At 67.0% G+C, this 17313-nt stretch carries 15 protein-coding genes; 4 read left to right on the top strand and 11 right to left on the bottom strand.

Features of this window, described 5'->3' with window-relative positions; all coding sequences use genetic code 11:
- Positions 1 to 6: 6 nt before the first annotated feature.
- Both ToN1_RS15720 and ToN1_RS15715 read left to right on the top strand, forming a co-directional pair.
- Positions 7 to 741, top strand: a complete 735-nt coding sequence (locus ToN1_RS15720; protein ID WP_169207074.1) for a ThuA domain-containing protein — start codon at positions 7 to 9, stop codon at positions 739 to 741.
- 104 nt (positions 742 to 845) lie between these two features.
- Positions 846 to 2081 carry an NAD(P)/FAD-dependent oxidoreductase gene (locus tag ToN1_RS15715; RefSeq protein WP_169207073.1) on the top strand — a complete coding sequence of 412 codons (1236 nt, stop codon included), beginning with the start codon at positions 846 to 848 and terminating at the stop codon, positions 2079 to 2081.
- Positions 2082 to 2146: 65 nt separating this feature from the next.
- Here ToN1_RS15715 and ToN1_RS15710 read toward each other — a convergent pair whose 3' ends face one another.
- The 8 genes from ToN1_RS15710 to ToN1_RS15675 all read right to left on the bottom strand — a co-directional run bounded on the left by ToN1_RS15710 (position 2147) and on the right by ToN1_RS15675 (position 11711).
- The gene (locus tag ToN1_RS15710; protein WP_169207072.1) at positions 2147 to 2575 is read right to left on the bottom strand and encodes a universal stress protein; all 429 of its coding nucleotides are present in this window, start codon (positions 2573 to 2575) and stop codon (positions 2147 to 2149) included.
- Between the two features lie 179 nt (positions 2576 to 2754).
- Positions 2755 to 4080, bottom strand: a complete 1326-nt coding sequence (locus tag ToN1_RS15705) for a spinster family MFS transporter (RefSeq protein ID WP_210147833.1) — start codon at positions 4078 to 4080, stop codon at positions 2755 to 2757.
- A gap of 23 nt (positions 4081 to 4103) precedes the next feature.
- Positions 4104 to 4484 carry a c-type cytochrome gene (locus ToN1_RS15700; protein WP_169206938.1) on the bottom strand — a complete coding sequence of 127 codons (381 nt, stop codon included), beginning with the start codon at positions 4482 to 4484 and terminating at the stop codon, positions 4104 to 4106.
- Between the two features lie 20 nt (positions 4485 to 4504).
- Complete coding sequence (locus tag ToN1_RS15695; protein ID WP_169206937.1) at positions 4505 to 6244, bottom strand: FAD-dependent oxidoreductase; 1740 nt, start codon at positions 6242 to 6244, stop codon at positions 4505 to 4507.
- 139 nt (positions 6245 to 6383) lie between these two features.
- A complete protein-coding gene (locus ToN1_RS15690; protein WP_169206936.1) occupies positions 6384 to 7202 on the bottom strand; it encodes an SDR family oxidoreductase in 819 nt (272 codons plus the stop codon).
- 26 nt (positions 7203 to 7228) lie between these two features.
- Entirely contained in the window at positions 7229 to 8404 is a 1176-nt protein-coding gene (locus tag ToN1_RS15685; RefSeq protein WP_169206935.1) for an acyl-CoA dehydrogenase family protein, read from the bottom strand.
- A gap of 11 nt (positions 8405 to 8415) precedes the next feature.
- Positions 8416 to 9585 (bottom strand): acyl-CoA dehydrogenase family protein, encoded by a 1170-nt coding sequence (locus tag ToN1_RS15680; RefSeq protein ID WP_169206934.1) that lies wholly within the window; start codon positions 9583 to 9585, stop codon positions 8416 to 8418.
- A gap of 41 nt (positions 9586 to 9626) precedes the next feature.
- Positions 9627 to 11711: an acetate--CoA ligase family protein gene (locus ToN1_RS15675; RefSeq protein WP_169206933.1), complete on the bottom strand. Its 2085-nt coding sequence runs from the start codon at positions 11709 to 11711 to the stop codon at positions 9627 to 9629.
- A 535-nt stretch (positions 11712 to 12246) separates the two neighbouring features.
- Between ToN1_RS15675 and ToN1_RS15670 the strand changes: the two genes are divergently transcribed.
- Both ToN1_RS15670 and ToN1_RS15665 read left to right on the top strand, forming a co-directional pair.
- Positions 12247 to 13431 carry an acetyl-CoA C-acyltransferase family protein gene (locus ToN1_RS15670; RefSeq protein WP_169206932.1) on the top strand — a complete coding sequence of 395 codons (1185 nt, stop codon included), beginning with the start codon at positions 12247 to 12249 and terminating at the stop codon, positions 13429 to 13431.
- Positions 13432 to 13450: 19 nt separating this feature from the next.
- Positions 13451 to 14299, top strand: a complete 849-nt coding sequence (locus tag ToN1_RS15665; protein WP_169206931.1) for a 3-hydroxybutyryl-CoA dehydrogenase — start codon at positions 13451 to 13453, stop codon at positions 14297 to 14299.
- Positions 14300 to 14568: 269 nt separating this feature from the next.
- Here the strand turns inward: ToN1_RS15665 and ToN1_RS15660 are convergent, their stop codons facing one another.
- From ToN1_RS15660 to otnI, 3 genes are all read right to left on the bottom strand, one after another.
- Complete coding sequence (locus ToN1_RS15660; RefSeq protein WP_169206930.1) at positions 14569 to 14967, bottom strand: RidA family protein; 399 nt, start codon at positions 14965 to 14967, stop codon at positions 14569 to 14571.
- Positions 14968 to 15076: 109 nt separating this feature from the next.
- Entirely contained in the window at positions 15077 to 16105 is a 1029-nt protein-coding gene (locus tag ToN1_RS15655; protein WP_169206929.1) for a type I glyceraldehyde-3-phosphate dehydrogenase, read from the bottom strand.
- Between the two features lie 330 nt (positions 16106 to 16435).
- Positions 16436 to 17215: a 2-oxo-tetronate isomerase gene (gene otnI, locus ToN1_RS15650; RefSeq protein WP_169206928.1), complete on the bottom strand. Its 780-nt coding sequence runs from the start codon at positions 17213 to 17215 to the stop codon at positions 16436 to 16438.
- Between the last annotated feature and the right edge of the window lie 98 nt (positions 17216 to 17313).

Raw genomic sequence — 17313 nt, 5'->3', positions numbered from 1 at the left:
ACCACCGTGCGCGTGAACTGCGTCCTGATCGCCGGCGGCAAATGGCACGACATCGATTTCGCCCGCCTCGAACTGCTCAAGCTCCTCGGCGAGGACGAGTGTGTGCGGGTGCGCGTCTTCGAGGATTACTCCAACCTCGATGCCATCCGCGCGGCCGATTTCCTGGTCACCTACACCTGCGATGTGACCCCGCCGCTGGAGGCGCAGGAAGCGCTGCGCGAATGGGTGCGCCGCGGCGGGCGCTGGTTCGCGTTGCACGGTACCAACTCGATCCTGCGCTTTCTCGAGGACGGCAGGATCGACGCGCCGCGCTGGGCGCCGCTGTTCATGGAGACGCTAGGCTCGATGTTCCTCGCCCACCCGCCGATCGGCTCCTTCCGCGTCGAGCCGACCGGGCGCCGGCATGCGCTGGTCGAGGGCATCGAGGCGTTCGACGTCGTCGACGAGATGTATCTGTCGGAAACCTACGCGCCCCTGGAGGTGCTGCTCGACGCCGAATTCGAAGGCGAAGCCGGGCGCTTCGTGCACAAGCAGTGGCCGCGCCAGCGCCATCCGGTCTTTTACCTGCGCAAGCTCGGCGATGGTGAAATCCTCTACCTGACCCTCGGCCACTGCCGTGGCCACTATGACCTCCAGCCGATGGTCGATTACTACCCGCAGGTCGAGCGCTGCGCGTGGGAGCTTCCGGTGTATTACGAACTTTTGCGCCGCGGCCTCAACTGGGCACGACGCCGGCAGTGACGTGAATCCGGCAGTTCCTGGCGCGAAATCCAATATAGGAACGATATGGCGGTCGGCCAGATTCGCTGACCAGCGCCGTTCCAACACAACTTCCAGGAAGAACCATGTCCATCGATTCCAGAATCGTCATCATCGGTGCGGGACACGCCGGCGGCACCCTTGCCGCAGTGTTGCGCGACCAGGGCCATGCGGGCCCCATCACGCTGATCGGCGAGGAAACCCACCCGCCGTACCAGCGCCCGCCGCTGTCGAAAGCCTTTCTCAAGGGTTCGGCGGAGATCCCGTCCCTTCTGCTCAAGAACGCCGACTTCTACCGGGCTAACGACATCGCACTGCGACTCGGGCAACGCGTTGAGGCCATCGATCGCGGCGCGCGCAGCGTCACGCTCGACGACGGCAGCGTGCTGCCCTACGACTTCCTCGTGATCGCGACGGGTGCCCGGCCGCGCCGTCTCCCGATTCCGGGCGCGGAGCTGGCGAACATCCTGACCCTGCGCAGCATCGCCGACGGCGAACGGCTGCGCGACGTCCTGCAGCCGGGACGGCGTCTGGCGGTCGTCGGCGGCGGTTACGTCGGCCTGGAAGTGGCCGCCTCGGCCCGCGCGCTCGGCCTCGACGTCACCGTGATCGAACGCGAGGCCCGCCTGCTCGCGCGCGTCGCCAGCGAACCCCTCGCGCGCTTCTACGAACGGCACCACACGCAGCAGGGCGTGCACATCGTCTGCGACGCCCAGGCGGCCCGCTTCGAAGGAACGGACGCGGTCGAGGCCCTGTGTCTCGCCGACGGCCGCCGCATTCCGTGCGACGTCGCGATCGTCGGGGTCGGCGCCCAGCCGAACGACGAGCTCGCGCGTGCCGCCGGGCTGCAGTGTGAAAACGGCATCGTGGTCGACCAGGACGCGCGCAGCAGTGATCCCGCCATCTTCGCGATTGGCGACCTGAGCTGGCGCCCGATGCCGCTGTACGGCAACCGCATGTTCCGGCTGGAGAGCGTGCCCAACGCGCTCGAACAGGCACGTCTGGCGACCTGCGCGATCCTCGGCAAGGCGCGGCCGGCCCCGGAAGTGCCGTGGTTCTGGTCCGACCAGTACGAGCTCAAGCTGCAGATCGCCGGCGTGCCCTTTGACGCGGACCGGCAGGTTCTGCGCGGCAATCCGGATCAGGGCAAGTTCGCCGTGTATCACCTGTGGGGCGAGCGGGTCGTCGCGGTCGAGGCGCTCAACTCTCCGCTCGACTTCATCGCCGGCAAGCAGTTCATCGCAGCTGCATCGGCAGTGTCCGCGGAACGGCTCGCCGACCCCTCGGTGAAAGCCCGGGACGCCGTGCTCGTCCCTGCCTGAAGCGGTAAACGACAGCGCGCCCGATCAACCGGCGCGCGGTCGCGCTTCCGAGCGAATCGAGGTGCCTACTTCACCAGCAGCACCGGCACCGACACCTCATGCACCACGCGCGACGCAACCGAACCGAGCACGAGGTTCGAGAAGTTGCTCATGCCACGCGTACCCATCACCACCGTGTCGCAGCCGAACGCCTTGACGGCCTTGCCCACTTCGGAGATCACCTCGCCGATCACCTCGTGACCGGTGCACTTGATCTGCGCCGCCGACAGGATTTCGAGCGCCTTGGCGTTGATCTCCGCCGCGTGCTGCAGCGTGGCTGCCTCCATCTTGTCCAGCATCTCCGACGAGAAATACTCGCCATACAGGGCCGCCTTCGGCTGGACGTTGAGCACATGCACGCGCATGTCGGCGAAGGACTGAGCGGCGGTCACGAGATATTGCAACGCGCGCTCGGCACACGCGGATCCGTCGAACGGAACCAGGACTGTCTGCATTGGAAACTCCTGTTCTCTTGAAAGGAAGGGCGCGCGAGCCCGCCGTTGCTCGGGCAGACGCGCGCGCGTGAGGGAAAACGTTCAACGACGGGGGCGCCAGTCGAGAAAGCAATGACTCTCGATCTCGGCCAGGGGCGCTGCGCCTGCAGACGGTTCGGCCAGCGCTTCGCCGGTCGCGCTCATTCGGCACTCTCCCGATAGTGTTTCAAGGCCCCGTGCAGCAGCCACGCGGCCCCGAGCGCGCTCGCGCTGCACACCGCCGCGAGCGAGATGCCCACCTGCGCGGGATCCTTGAGCACATGGTCGGTGACGAAGGCGATGATGCTGGGCGCGATGCCCAGGCCGAAGACCGAGATCAGGAAGTAGAAGATCGACACGGCGATGCCGCGCATGCGGTTCGGCGTCGTGATCTGCAGGGCGGAGGCCGCCACCGCCCACGGCAGCGCGTAGAACAGATTGATCAGTGCCGACACGCCGAGCGTCAACTCGTAGCTATCGACGAAAGGGAAGATCGCCAGACAACCCAGCACGGCGATCGCACACAGCATCGCGCAGCGTACCGGCGCATCCTTGTAGCCGCGCGACGTCAGCCAGCGCTCCAGCCACGGGCCGGAGTAGATGCCGATCGCGCCGATGACGAGGACCTGCGCGCCGTAGCGGAAGCCCACGGAGGCCGGGTCCGCGCCGAAGTGGCGCATCAGGTAGGCCGGCATCCAGGTCGGAAAACCGTAGATGACGATTGCGAGCAGCGACAGGCCGATGAAATAGCGCAGGTAGAACGCGCGGTTCGTCCAGAAGAAGGCGAGGACCTCGCGCAGCGTGAAGTGCTCGTCCTTCTGCGTCGTCCCGCTCATCGAACTGCGTTCCGGCTCGCGTACCGTGAGCAGCACCAAGGCGAGGACGAAGCCTGGCACGCCGACCATCACGAAAGTGAGTTGCCACACGCTCAGCCCGGACAGGGCCGGAAACCACTCGGCGAGCGTTGCCACCGAGTTGATCACGAGCCCGCCCGCGATCAGCGCGAGCCCCGCCCCCAGCGATGGCCCGAGCATGAAGATGCTCATCGCCCGCGGCAGGCGCTGGCGGCTGAAATAGTCCGCGATCAGCGACCAGCCGGCGGGCGCGAGGCACGCTTCCGCGGCACCGACGCCGGCACGCGCGACGAACAACTGCCAGTATTCCTCCGACAGGCCGCAGAACACCGTGAACGCGCTCCACAGCGTCACCCCCAGCACCAGCACGTTGCGCCGGTGGCCGGTATCCACCCAGCGCCCGAAGATCGGCCCGAACACCACGTAGGCCGCCATGAACGCGAAGCCCTGCAGCAGACTGATCTGCACGTCGCTCAGCAGAATGTCCTTCTTGATCGGATCGACGAGCAGGTTCAGCACTTGCCGATCGATGAAGGCCACCGTATATGCGAAGGTCAGCAGGAAGACGACATACCACGCATAGCTGCCGTCCTGCCTGATCGCGCCGCTCCGGATCGGAGCGTTCAAGGTCATTTCAGTCATTGCCTCACCCTGCATCAGTTGTTCTGCGCGCCCGCCGCGATCCAGTCGCGCACGAGTGCGATGTCACGATCCGCCAGCGGCTCCTGCCCCATCGGCATCCGCTCGCCGGAACCGCCCTGATCGAGATGGGTACCCTGCAGCTTGTGCACGAGGTAGCTGCGTTCCGGCTCGCCCGGTGCCACGCGCGGCAAGCCGCTGCCGCGCGAGGCCACGCCGACGAGTCCCGCATAGGCCAGGCCGGGCGCCAGGCCCAGTTGCCCCTGCTCCTCGCCGGTCATGTGACAGGCGACGCATTGGCGCTTGAACACGCCGACCACGTCTTTTGTGAAGCTCACGGTCCCGCCCGCGTTCGCGCCCGGGCTCAGGAGCAGCATGAGCGAAAACCCGAGTGCCATCCTGGATCTGCGCAGCTGCATCACGCCGCCCCGCTGCGATGCGCCGACTGCGCGGCGATGTAGCCGAAGGTGAGCGCCGGCCCGATCGTCCCGCCGGCACCGAAGTAGCCGCTGCGCGTCGGGCTGCCGATGCAGTTGCCGGCGCCGTACAGACCCGGGATCGGCCGCCCCTCGGCGTCGAGCACGCGCGCCTCGGCGTCGATCTGCGGCCCGCCGTTGGTGTCGAGCGCTCCCGGCGCGACGATCAGCGCGTAGTAGGGACCGCTGTCCGCGAACGGATGCATGGTCGGGTTCGCCATGCCCTGCAGCTTGTCCTCCTGCCCGGCACGCGGCCGCGAGAAATACGCGAGCCAATCGACCTCGGCCGCGTCGCCACGCTTGAAGTCGTCGTCCCGCCCCTGGCGCGCGAAGCCATTGAAACGCTGCACCGACTGTTCGATCTGGCGCGTGAAATCGGGCGCGAGCTGCACCGCCCCGATGCGCGGCGCAAGCTTGTCCAGCCGCGCCTGCACGTTCTGCGCAAGCTCGGCGAAACTCCCGCCCTGGATCAGCAGCGCGGATTCGCGGGCGTTCTTGGGGAAGGGATAGGAGCCGCCATAGACGTCGATGGCGCGCTGGTCGAACACCATGAACAGGAACTGGTTCGGGTAATCGACACGCACCGGATCCCACACGAAATGCACGCGCGTGCGGTCGTTGTAATTGCGCTTCTCGTTGACGACGCGATGGCCGTGCTTGTTCACGAGGATCATCGCGTCGCCCGGCGGAATGTTCAGCGCGCGGCCGATCACCCGGTTCTCCAGCGCCTCTTCGAGCAGGACCTGCGTGCGCCACGCGCTGCGCATGTTGTCCATGCGAGCACCGACGGCGGTCGCCATCGGGATGAAGTCGCCCGTCGAACCGGGCGATGCGCAGGCCCCGTAGATGGGATCCAGATGGCGCTGCGCGATCTGCGGATTATGGGCGAAACCTCCCGAACCGAAGATCACGGCCTTTTTCGCCCGCACGTTCAGGCGCTTGCCACCGGCCTCGACCTCGACCCCCGCGACGCGCCCCTGCTTCTGGATCAGCCGCACCACGCGGTGATCGGTGAGCGCCGTTCCGCCGTGCTTCTCCAGCCACGCGATCATGTGATCCACGATCGCGGACCCGCGCCCCCCGTCCACCTTGGGATCGGGCCACACCGCGCGCCCCTTGGGCACCTTGTTCTCGGGCAGGGACGCGGCATAGTCGGGCGAGGGGCCGACGCCGCCCGGAAGCTCGAAGCGCACGAAATGGGATGCGCCGATCTCGTTGAAACGCGCCACCGCCGGTGCCGCGTTGCGGTAGAAGGCCTGCAGCCGCGCGAACTCGAACGGCTCGAGGCCGAAGTTCTCGCCCTCGGCGCGGTAACGCTCGGGGAAACCGTAGCGGCACATGTAGCGCATGCAGTCGGCCTCGGTGTCCTCGACACCCTGGGCACGCAGGCTGAAGTTGTTCGGGATCCAGGCCACGCCGCCGGAACGACGCGTGGTGCCGCCGAACACCGGCGCCTTTTCCAGCAGGATCACCTTGTCGCCGAGATCGGCCGCCGTGACCGCGGCCGAGCAGGCGGCAGCGCCGCTGCCGACGCACACGATGTCAGCCTGCATGTCCCAACGCACAGACTGCGGCTTGGCCTGAGCCGCGCTCACGCCTGTCGTGCCCGCGAGCGCCGCACCGGCGACACCGAAGTTGATCAGCCTGCGCCGATGCAGGTCCACCTTGTCTTGCTTGTCCATCAATCGTCCCCTCTGATGAGGAATTATCGAATTTGAGGCTCTTTTTCCGAACGATAAGTACAGTCCGGCCGGCTTTTTTCTTGGGTTGGTACAACTAATGCCCGGAAACGACATCATCTGCAAAAGTCCGGCTGCCGGCTCACGCGGTTTTCAGCCAGGACCGCGGACGCGGCTTGCCCGTCGCACTGATCGAGGCGGCGTCGAACTCCGCATTGGTCGGATTCCGCCGCAGCGTGAGGCCACCGTTGACCTGCAGGTTCTGCCCGGTCATGAAGCATTCGTCGCTCGCCAGCCACACGGCCGCGGCAGCGATGTCCTCCGGCGTGCCGAAGCGCCCCAGCGGGTAGCAGCTGCGATAGGTCTCGAAGATGCCCGGAACCGCCTTGGCGCGCGCGGCCATCGGCGTATCCGTAAGGCCCGGCGAGATCGAATTCGCGCGGATACCGCGCACCCCATACTCGTTCGCGAGGGAGCGCATCACGTGGTCGAAGCCGGCCTTCGTGCCCATGTACGCCGCGTGATCCTCGAGCATGATCGTCGCCGTCGCAGACGAGATCTGGATCAGGCTGCCGCCGTCGGCCATCGCCCCGATCATCGCCTGAAAGAACAGGAACGGGCCGATGAACTGCAGATCCGTCATGCGGCGCAGCTCATCCTCGGTGGTGAGTTCGAAAGGCTTCAGCAGCCCCCAGCCGGTCGCATTCAGGGCAATGTCGATGCCGCCGAGTTTCTCTGTCGCAGCCTGCACCAGCGCGACGCAATCTTCGCGCCGCGTGATGTCGCAGAGCTGTGCATGGCCGCCGATCTCCGCCGCGAAGCGTTCGAGTTCGTCAGCGTGACGCCCCGCGACGAGCAACGTGGCGCCCTCCGCGGCGAATCGCGTCGCGATGCGCTGCGCCATGTTGTCGCGACCCGCCGCACCGAGGATGACTGCCCGCTTCCCTGCCAGTCTCTTCATGTCGATCTCCCGTCCCGGTGGCGCATTCAGACACCGACCACCGATTTTGCGATGATGCCGAGCTGCACTTCGGCGGCACCGCCGAAGATCGTGTAGGCACGGCTGTTGAGGTAATCGGGCACGAGCACCGGCAGCACGCTGCCCCCCGCGCTCTCGCGCCGCCAGCGCAATGCCTCGCCGCCCAGCACTTCGACCCCCAGTTCGGCGATCGCCTGCTTCAGGCGGCTCGCGCGCAGCTTCAGGATCGACGACACCGGCCCCGGACTCTGCCCCGGCTGCAGCGCGCCCATGATCCGCAGCTCCATCATCTCGAAGCAGTCCAGATCGGCGCAGACCTCGCCGAAGCGCGCGACGAGGCGCCCGTCGCCGCGCACATCGACACCCGAGGCCTCGAGCTCGCCGATCGCGTCTCTAACGCGCTTCAGCTGCGAGCGCAGACGGCCGCTGAAGATGCCCGCGCCGCGCTCGAACTCGAGCAGGTACTTGGCGCAGTCCCAGCCCGCGTTTTCCGCCCCGATGCGATTCGCCTGCGGCACGCGCACGTCGGTGAAGAACACCTCGTTCACGTCATGGTCGCCGCCAATGGTTGCGATCGGCCGCACCTCGATGCCCGGCGTGTTCATGTCGATCAGCAGGAAGCTGATCCCCTCCTGGCGCTTGCCCTCGGTGCTGGTGCGCACCAGCGCGAACATCATGTTCGCGTGGTGGGCGTGGGTGGTCCAGATCTTCGAACCGTTCAGGACGTAGTCCTCACCGTCCGCCACCGCGCGCATCTTCAGCGAGGCGAGATCGGACCCCGCGCCGGGCTCGGAAAATCCCTGGCACCAGTAGTCCTCGCCCGACAGGATGCGCGGCAGGTAGCGGCGCTTCTGCTCCTCGGTCCCGAAACGCAGGATCACCGGTCCGACCAGACGCACGCCCATCGGATGCACGAGCGGCGCCCCGGCCAGTGCGCATTCGGTTTCGAAGATGAAACGCTGGACCGCGGTCCAGCCGGTGCCGGCCCACTCCTGCGGCCACAGCGGCACCAGCCAGCCCTGGCGCTGCAGCGCCTGCTGCCACGGCCCCGAGGTTTCGGGTTCGGGATACATCGAGCTCGTCTCACGTTGGCCGCGTCGCAACTCATCGGTGAGGTTGTCGCGCAGGAAGGCGCGCACTTGTTCGCGGAATGCCTGCTCCGCGGGGCTCAGTTCAAGGTTCATGGAAGGATCCTTCAGGCTCTGGCAAGGGAAGGGAGGGTGCGGCTGTCCCGCCACGCGTCGCTCAAAAGCATCAGCTCACCGTAGCGTTGCCCCGCCCACGCGGTGCCGCCGGAGCGTTGTGCGAACGCAAGGAGTTTGCGGAAGTAGCTGGCGATCGGCAGCTCCTCGGACACACCCATCGCGCCGTGCAGTTGGACCGCCTCCTGGGCAACGAAGCGCGCACCGCGCCCGACCTTCGATTTCGCCATCGCCGCCGCGGCAACCGCCGACGCCGCGTCGCGCTCGATGCTCAGCGCGGCGAGCTGGCATGCCGCCAGCGCCTCCTCGCAGCACACGGCCATCTCCGCGAGCCGGTGCTGGACCACCTGGAAACTGCTGATGGATTTGCCGAACTGCACCCGCTGTTGCGTGTATTCCGCGGTTTGCTCGAGCGCCGCCTTCATCGCGCCGCAGGCCTCCCAGCACTCGCTGACGATCGCCTCGGCGATGATTCGCCCCAGCACACCGCTCGCATCCGCCGGTTCGCCCAACAACGCCGAGCGATCGACCTGCACGTCGTCGAAGCGCAGGTCCGCTGCGCGGGCGCCGTCCAGCATGCGACACGCTTCAACCGTCACGCCCGGGGCGTCGAGCGGAACCAGGAAGAGCGCGACTCCTCCGGTTTCGGTACGCGCGGACACCAGCACCGCATTCGCGCCGGACGCGCCGACGACGATCGACTTCGCCCCGGCGATGCGGAAACCATTCCCCCCTTCGAGCGCACGCGCGTTGCGTGGCGCCCACGGATCCGCGACACCGCGCTCGTCGTGCGCAAGCACGACCCGGCGACGCCCTTCGACCAGTTCGGGCAGCCACTCCGCGCGCTGCTCCGCCCGCCCCGCTTCGGCGATCAGGCGCGTGCCGCACAGCACCGCGTTGAGGTAGGGCTCGACGACGAGGTGGCGGCCGAAGGCGCGCATCAGCAGGCCGCACTCCATCGCGCGCCCGCCGATGCCGCCGTCGGCTTCGGGCAGCGGCAATCCCAGCCAGCCCATTTCGGCGAATGCCCGCCACACCTGCGGCGCAACGCCGTGGTCGGCGTCGAGGCTGCGCGCGCGCTTGATGAAATCGTATTCGTTAGCCAGAAATTCGAGCACGCTCGACTCAATCATTTCCTGCAGTTCGGTCAGGGACAACAACATGAAGGGACTCTCCGCGAATCGGATGGACTGGAGCGCGTGGTTCAGGGTGCGAGCAGCAGGGCGTCGATCGCCACGGCGCCGGACGTCCCGACCTGCAGCGGGTTGATCTCGATTTCCTGTGCGGCAGCACCCAGCGCCGCCGAGGCGCGCGAGATCGCGGCGATCGCCCCGCAAGCCGCTGCGACGTCCGCCTTCGGGCGACCACGGAAGCCGTCGAGCAGCGGGTAGGCCTTCAGTTCGCCCAGCATCTCGCCGACCATCGCCTCATCCACCGGCAGCAGGCGATGGCTGACGTCGCAGTACAGTTCCGTCAGCACCCCGCCCAGCCCGACCGTGAGGGCCGGCCCGAACACCGGATCGTGCGTGACCCCGGCGATGAGCTCTGCGACGCCCTTCGACATGGCTTGCACGAGCACGCCGTCGATGCGGGCCTGCGGCGCATAGCTGCGCGCCGACGCGAGGATCTCGGCAAAAGCCTGGCGAACTTGGCTTTCGTCGGCGAGGTTCAGCCGCACGCCCCCCGCCTCCGTCTTGTGCGCGATGTCCGCGCTCAGCACCTTGAGCACGACCGGGTAGCCGATGCGCGCTGCCGCCTTGGCCGCAGCATCGGCATCGCCCGCCGGCATTTCCGCGACCGCCGGCACCCCGAATTCGCCCAGCAGGCGCTTCGTTTCGTATTCGTTGAGCCCCGCCACCGCATAGTCCTTCTGCGCGGAAGTTGTCTCGCGCCGCAGCTTCGCCCAGCGGCGCACGCCGTCGCGCCCGGCGAGCCAATGGCAGAAAGGCGCGAGCGCCTGCACTGCGCGCCCGATGTCCGTGAAGACCGGCACCCCGCCCGCAGCCAGCCGCTCGCGGCACGTCGCCTTGCCGGTATCGATCGCGACGAAGAGGCGCGGATGACGCGCGCACACCTCGAGGAGCGGCTCCGCCATGCGGTCGAGGAGCGACCCCGACGCATAGATCACGACCGTATCGACCGCGTCGCTGCTCGCGAGCGCGCCGAACACGGAGCGGACAAAGGCCGGGTCATTGACGATGTTCCCGGTCACGTCGATCGGGTTGGACACCATGCCGTAGTCGGGGATGCCATCGCGCAAGGCCTGCTGCACCTCGGCGGGCAGCGTCGGCACATCGAGCCCGGCGGCGATGAACTTGTCCGCGAGGATCGCCCCGAGCGCACCGGAGAGCGTCACGATCGCGACCCGCTTGCCACCCGCGCGGTGGCGGAAGCCGCTCAGCCAGGCAAGGTCCGCCATCTGCGCGAAGTCCCGCCCCTGGATGACGTTCAGCTGACGGAACCCCGCCTTGTACAGCGCCAGATTGCCCGCCAGCGCCGACGTGTGCGAACGCACCGCCTCCGAGCCTTTCTCCGTCTCGCCCGCCTTGTACAGGATCAACGGCTTGTCGGCTTCGGCAAAGGCCAGCGCGGCATCGACGAAGCGGCGCCCGTCGCGCAGCTGCTCGATGTAGCCCACCACGCAGTCGGTTTCGTCGTCCTGCGCGAGGAACTCCAGGTACTCGGAATATTCCAGGCACGCCTCGTTGCCGGTGTTGATGAAGTGGCTCACCTCGACACCCAGCTGGCGCATCAGCGCGAACACGGCCGAGCACACGTTGCCGCTCTGCGTCACGAGACTCGCGCGACCGCCCCCCGTCTGCGCCGGCACGTTCTTGAACACCGTCGCAAAAGCCGTGTAGGCCTTGAGATTGAGGTTGGCGAAACCCATGCAGTTGGGGCCCGCAACGACCATGCCGGACTCCGCCGCGAAGCGCTCGAGCTCCTCCTGCAAGGCGATGCCCTCGCCCCCCATTTCCGCAAACCCGGCAGCGTAGATGATCGCGGCGCGCGCCCCCCGCGCATGGCAACGGCGCAGCATGGCCGTGACATCGGCCGCGCCGATCGCCAGCACGACGAGCTCTGGCGCTTCGGGCACCGACTCGATGTCCGGATAACAGGGGTAGCCGAAGATCTCCTCGTACTTGGGATTCACCGGAAAGACCCGGCCCTCGTAGCCGAAGTGCTTGAGCAGGTCGAGCGGCATGCCGCCGATGCGGGCCGCGTTGTTGCTGGCCCCGATCATCGCGATCGAACGGGGCTGCAGCAGTGGGGACAAGCGATGGGACATGGAAAACCCTCTTCTCTTTCGGTCGCAACTCACATTCACGGAGGACCCGCCGACACCGTTCGCGAGCGGAAGGGGCGATGGGAACAAGCCTCTGCACAACCTTCGCCACACTCTCCACAACCCGCCCGAAAACGGGGTTCGGCCATCCATCAACAAAACCGGCCAACCGGCTTTTATTTAGTATCGGTCAAATGCCCGGCGCGCACAATCACAAATGCACTCATTAACGAATTTTCTTGATCGCGGCGTGCCAACTCTTCCTCCCGGAACGTCTCGATCCGGCTCTAAACCCATACAGGCACAGCAGTTCGAGCCCATTATCGAACTCTTGTCGAACATCCCGATACTTCCCGCGAGCGCGCCCGCGCAACCATGAACCGCGCGACACGCCAGATCTTCCGCACCTCGTCAGTCTCCTTTACCCCCGAGATTCAGAAAACGTTTTACAAGCCGTCCAGCCTGCTTTTACAATCAACGGCAAATGAGGCGGCAGGCAGATGTCTGCTGAACCGAGTCAATGTATGGAGGAGATGGAATGACCCAACGCGAGATCTTCGTTGTCGCTGCGGCACGCACCGCAATCGGCACCTACGGCGGCGCCCTGAAGGACGTACCCATGACGCAGCTGGCAACGACCGTCGTCCGCGCCGCGCTGGAACGCAGCGGTGTCGCACCCGACGCCATCGGTCATGTCGTCATGGGCAACGTCATCCCCACCGAACCGCGCGACGCCTATTTGAGCCGGATCGCCGCGATGGACGCGGGCCTACCGAAGGAAGTGCCTGCATTCAACGTCAATCGCCTGTGCGGCTCGGCGTTGCAGGCCGTCATCTCGGCCGCGCAGGCGATCCTGCTCGGCGACGCCGAGATCGCGATCGGCGGCGGCGCGGAGACCATGAGCCGCGGCCCCTACCTCGTCCCCGCGGCGCGCTGGGGTGCGCGCATGGGCGACACCGCACTCGTCGACTACATGAACGGCATCCTCCACGATCCCTGGCAGCGCATCCACATGGGCGTGACCGCGGAGAACGTCGCCGCGCGCTACGGCATCTCGCGCTCGGCGCAGGACGAACTCGCTCTCGAAAGCCAGCGCCGCGCTGCACGGGCAATCGCGGAAGGCCGCTTCGCCGCGCAGATCGTTCCCGTCGAGTTGCAGACCCGCAAGGGGCCGGTACAGTTCGCCGTCGACGAACACGTCCGGAACGAGGTCACCGCCGAACAACTCGCGAAAATGAAGGCGATCTTCCAGAAGGACGGCACCGTCACCGCCGGCAACGCGTCGGGCCTGAACGACGGCGCGGCAGCGCTGGTACTCGCCAGCGACGAGGCGGTGCGCACACACGGCCTGCAGCCGCTCGCCCGCCTCGTAGGCTACGCGCATGCGGGCGTCGAGCCCGAATACATGGGCGTCGGACCGATCCCGGCGACGAGGAACGTGCTCGCGCGCACCGGACTGCGCGTCGAGGATCTCGACGTGATCGAGTCCAACGAGGCCTTCGCCGCCCAGGCCTGCGCCGTGTCCCGCGAGCTCGGCTTCGACCCCGCGAAAGTCAACCCGAACGGCTCGGGGATCTCGCTCGGCCATCCGGTCGGCGCGACCGGCGCGATCATCGCGACCAAGGCGATCTACGAACTGCAGCGCATCGGCGGCCGCTACGCACTCGCGACGATGTGCATCGGCGGCGGACAGGGCATCGCCGCGATCTTCGAGCGCGCCTGACACTGAACGGGAGAAACACATGACACTCAGCACGGTCGGCGTCATTGGCGCCGGAACCATGGGCAACGGCATCGCGCAGGTCTGCGCCAGCAGCGGCATGGCCGTCGTGATGCTGGACGTCTCGGACGAGGCGCTGCGTCGCGGCGTTACTGCAATCGAAGGCAGCCTCGCCCGCGTGGTGAAGAATGGGGCTCTATCCGACGCCGCCCGCAGCGAAACGCTCGCGCGCATCCGCGTGACGACCGACTATGCGGCGCTTGCCGACTGCGACTTCGTCATTGAGGCCGCGACCGAGAACCTGGAACTCAAGAAGAAGATCCTGCGCCAGGCCGGCGAAGCGACGCGCCCGACCGCGATCGTCGCGACGAACACGTCCTCCCTGTCGGTTACCGAACTCGCCGCGGCCCTGCCCCATCCCGAGCGTTTCATCGGCACCCATTTCTTCAACCCGGTGCCCGTCATGGGCCTCGTCGAGGTCATCGCGGCCATGCAGACCAGCGCCGCGACGCTGGAAACAACCCGCGCCTTCGTTGCGGCCATCGGCAAGCAAGTGGTCGCCGCAAGGAACAGCCCTGGCTTCGCCGTGAACCGCATCCTGGTGCCCATGCTCAACGAGGCCATCTTCGCGCTGCAGGAAGGTCTCGCGACGCGCGAGGACATCGACGCCGGCATGCGTCTCGGATGCAACCATCCGATCGGCCCGCTGGCCCTGGCCGACCTGATCGGTCTCGACACCCTGCTGGCCGTGATCGAATCCTTCTACCGCGGCTTCGACGACCCGAAGTATCGACCCGCCCCGCTGCTCAAGGAAATGGTCGCCGCCGGCTATCTGGGGCGCAAAACCGGCCGCGGATTCTTCGAGTACTGATCTCCATCCGGCACCCCATGGGGGTGTCGCCCTTCTCTCTTTCCTCCGGCTCCATACTCTCCTCCGGAGCATTTCAATCCCGCCTCACGGCGGGATCTTTTTGGCTCATCGCACATGCCCGGCGAACGTCCGCCCTCTGCCTTCGGGGGGAGGCCAGGACTTACAGCCCCCCCTGCTACGCAACGGGAAATTGCTGGTTTCCTGCATTCCCGCACGCTTTCGCCCAGATCGCGTGTACCGACAAGTCAGTTGCAAGAAGCGAACACGCGCTATCTGGACGCAAGGCGATTCACCCTGGCCATCGCATCGATCTCGACCAGCGCACCGCGTGGCAGGCGCGACACCTCCACGCATGAACGCGCCGGGAAATCCGTCGCAAAGTAGTTGGCATACACGGCATTCACCGCGGGAAAGTCGTCCATGTTCGTCAGGAAGACGGTCACGCGAACGACCTGATTCAGGCCGGATCCGGCCGCGCGCAGGATCGCCTCGATGTTGTGCAGCGCCTGGTTGGCTTGCGTCGCCACGTCGGGGCCAACCAGTTCCCCCGTCGCCGGATTCAAGCCGACTTGCCCGGATGTCCAGACCCACCCATCCATGACGACGCCTTGCGAACAGGGTCCGACGGGCGTCGGGGCGCCGTTGATGAGGACGATCCTCTTGCTCATGCGCACCTCCGCGGTCAGACACCACGCCCTTATCGGTCCAGAATAGTCGACCTTCGGCGATTCGCCCCCCCCCCCGCATCGGCCTCGGGCGGGACGGCGCGGCCTGCGCTCAGCGCCCCAGCCGCTTCGCCCAGAACGCGGCGACATCGAGCAGGCGGCGCGAGAAGGCCCATTCGTTGTCGAACCACAGCAGCAGGTTCACCAGCCGTTCGCCGCTCGCGCGGGTCTGGCTGCCGTCGACGATGGCGGAGAAGCCGTTGTGGTTGAAGTCCACGGATGCATGCGGGCCGTCGGAGTACCCGAGCACGCCGTGGCGGTCTTCCTCGGCGACGCGGCGCATCAGGCGGTTGATCGTATCGACCGTGGCGTTGCGCCTGAGCGTGACGGCGAGGTCGATGGCCGACACGTTCGGCACCGGCACCCGGATCGCCTTCGCTGCGATGCGCCCTTCCAGCGCGGGCAGCATTCGCGTGATGCCTCTCGCGAGCCCGGTATCGACCGGGATCATCGACTGCATCGCGGAACGCGTCATGCGCAGGTCGGTGGCGTGATAGCCGTCGATCACGGGCTGGTCGTTCATCACCGAATGCAGCGTCGTGGTCAGCGCGTACTCGATGCCGAATGCCTGCTCGAGGACCGCGAGGATGGGCACGACGGCGTTGGTGGTGCAGGAGGCCGCGGAGACGATGCGCTCATGGCCTTCGAGCGACTCGTGGTTCATGCCGAACACGATGGTGCGATCGACATCGGCGGCGCTGTGACCGGGATGCGAGAGCAGCAGGCGCGAACAGCCGGCGCCGAGGAAGGCTTCGAGTTCGCGCCGGTAGCGGTAGCGCCCGGAAGCCTCGACGAGGAGGTCGGCATCGAAGGCCCGCCAGTCGACGCCGTCGGGCGTCGTCGCGTGGGTCACGGCGATGTCCTGGTCGTCGATGTGCAGGCGGCCGTCGCGGATGCCGACGGTGCCGGGGAAACAGCCGTGGGTCGAGTCGAAGCGCGTCAGATAGGCCATGCTCTCGATGTCTGCCGGCTCGTTGATGGCGACGACGGACAGCGACTGGCGCAGCGGCGATTCGTGGAGGGCGCGCAGAAAGCAGCGGCCGATGCGGCCGTAGCCGTTGATTGCGATGCGGAAGCTCATTCGGGAGACGGGACGGACGGGCCATGCGGTTGAATGTTCAAACCGAAGCATAGCCGGAGAAAGGGGGTGTCGTCGCGTTCGCCCGATGCGCCTCGCCGCTGGACGAACACTGCCCGCTCACCGGACGCGCCCGCACTGGGTCGAGACACCTCCCGCAGGGGGGCGGAAAATCGGTGCACGGGGGCGGCGTCGCTCGCGGCGGTCGCGAACCCGAGGATGAGGATGGCCGCGGCAAGCTTGCGGGGAAAGGTGTTCAGTTTGTCGCTCCTGTCGAGGCTCGGGCACGGGCCGGAACATCCACGATGATCCGAACCCGTCTCTCCCCGCCCATCAGCCCCCTGCCTCCCTCAGCCACCCGAGCCCGTCCTCGGTCTTCCCGCGCGGCCGGTACTCGCAGCCGACCCAGCCGGCGTAGCCGAGTTCGTCGAGCAGGCGGAAGAGGTAACGGTAGTCGAGTTCGCCATCGTCCGGTTCATTGCGCGCCGGCACGCCCGCAATCTGTATGTGGCCGATGTGAGGCAGGTAGCGGCGCAGCTTGGTGGCGATGTCGCCTTCCGTGATCTGGGCATGGTAGAGGTCCATCTGCACCATCAGGTTGGGCTCGCCGACTTCCTCGCGGATCGCGTGCGCCTCGGCCTGGGTGCTCAGGAAGTAGCCCGGCATGTCGCGCGTGTTGATCGGCTCGATCAGCACTTTGACACCGTGCTGCGCAGCAGCCCGCGCCGCATGGCGCAGGTTGTCGACATACAGGGCGCGCTGCACGCCGGGCGCAATGCCGGGCACGACCAGCCCCGCCATGACATGCAGGCAGGGCGTCCCGAGCGCCTGCGCATATTCCAGCGCGCGCGCCACGCCCGCGCGAAATTCCGCCTCACGTCCCGGCAACGAGGCGAGGCCACGCTCGCCCGCAGCCCAGTCGCCCGGCGGCATGTTGAAGAGGACGTTGGCGAGTCCATTGTCCCTCAGCCACGCCGCCACCTCGGCCGGTGCGTGCTCGTAGGGGAAGAGGAATTCGACGGCCGTGAAACCGGCACGCGCCGCAGCGGCGAAACGCTGCGGAAACGCCCCTTCGGTGAACATCATCGTCAGGTTGGCGGCAAACCTGGGCATCGCGGCGTCCTCGGCAATCGGCAGGAAAGATGACAAGGGGCGAACGCCCCGCGGACCGGCGATTGTCGCGGACTTTTCCGCACCACGCCAGCATTGCG

Origin of the sequence: Aromatoleum petrolei, from assembly GCF_017894385.1 — a bacterium.
Taxonomy (GTDB): Bacteria; Pseudomonadota; Gammaproteobacteria; order Burkholderiales; family Rhodocyclaceae; genus Aromatoleum; species Aromatoleum petrolei.
The sequence above is the reverse complement of the archived record's forward strand: the minus strand, read 5'-3'. Positions and strand labels throughout refer to the sequence as shown.

Excerpts from the sequence above, each read along its gene's own strand:
- ToN1_RS15715 (WP_169207073.1), top strand. The coding sequence starts at position 846 with ATGTCCATCGATTCCAGAATCGTCATCATCGGTGCGGGACACGCCGGC.
- ToN1_RS15710 (WP_169207072.1), bottom strand. The coding sequence starts at position 2,575 with ATGCAGACAGTCCTGGTTCCGTTCGACGGATCCGCGTGTGCCGAGCGC.
- ToN1_RS15705 (WP_210147833.1), bottom strand. The coding sequence starts at position 4,080 with ATGACCTTGAACGCTCCGATCCGGAGCGGCGCGATCAGGCAGGACGGC.
- ToN1_RS15700 (WP_169206938.1), bottom strand. The coding sequence starts at position 4,484 with ATGGCACTCGGGTTTTCGCTCATGCTGCTCCTGAGCCCGGGCGCGAAC.
- ToN1_RS15695 (WP_169206937.1), bottom strand. The coding sequence starts at position 6,244 with ATGGACAAGCAAGACAAGGTGGACCTGCATCGGCGCAGGCTGATCAAC.
- ToN1_RS15690 (WP_169206936.1), bottom strand. The coding sequence starts at position 7,202 with ATGAAGAGACTGGCAGGGAAGCGGGCAGTCATCCTCGGTGCGGCGGGT.
- ToN1_RS15685 (WP_169206935.1), bottom strand. The coding sequence starts at position 8,404 with ATGAACCTTGAACTGAGCCCCGCGGAGCAGGCATTCCGCGAACAAGTG.
- ToN1_RS15680 (WP_169206934.1), bottom strand. The coding sequence starts at position 9,585 with ATGTTGTTGTCCCTGACCGAACTGCAGGAAATGATTGAGTCGAGCGTG.
- ToN1_RS15675 (WP_169206933.1), bottom strand. The coding sequence starts at position 11,711 with ATGTCCCATCGCTTGTCCCCACTGCTGCAGCCCCGTTCGATCGCGATG.
- ToN1_RS15670 (WP_169206932.1), top strand. The coding sequence starts at position 12,247 with ATGACCCAACGCGAGATCTTCGTTGTCGCTGCGGCACGCACCGCAATC.
- ToN1_RS15665 (WP_169206931.1), top strand. The coding sequence starts at position 13,451 with ATGACACTCAGCACGGTCGGCGTCATTGGCGCCGGAACCATGGGCAAC.
- ToN1_RS15660 (WP_169206930.1), bottom strand. The coding sequence starts at position 14,967 with ATGAGCAAGAGGATCGTCCTCATCAACGGCGCCCCGACGCCCGTCGGA.
- ToN1_RS15655 (WP_169206929.1), bottom strand. The coding sequence starts at position 16,105 with ATGAGCTTCCGCATCGCAATCAACGGCTACGGCCGCATCGGCCGCTGC.
- otnI (WP_169206928.1), bottom strand. The coding sequence starts at position 17,215 with ATGCCCAGGTTTGCCGCCAACCTGACGATGATGTTCACCGAAGGGGCG.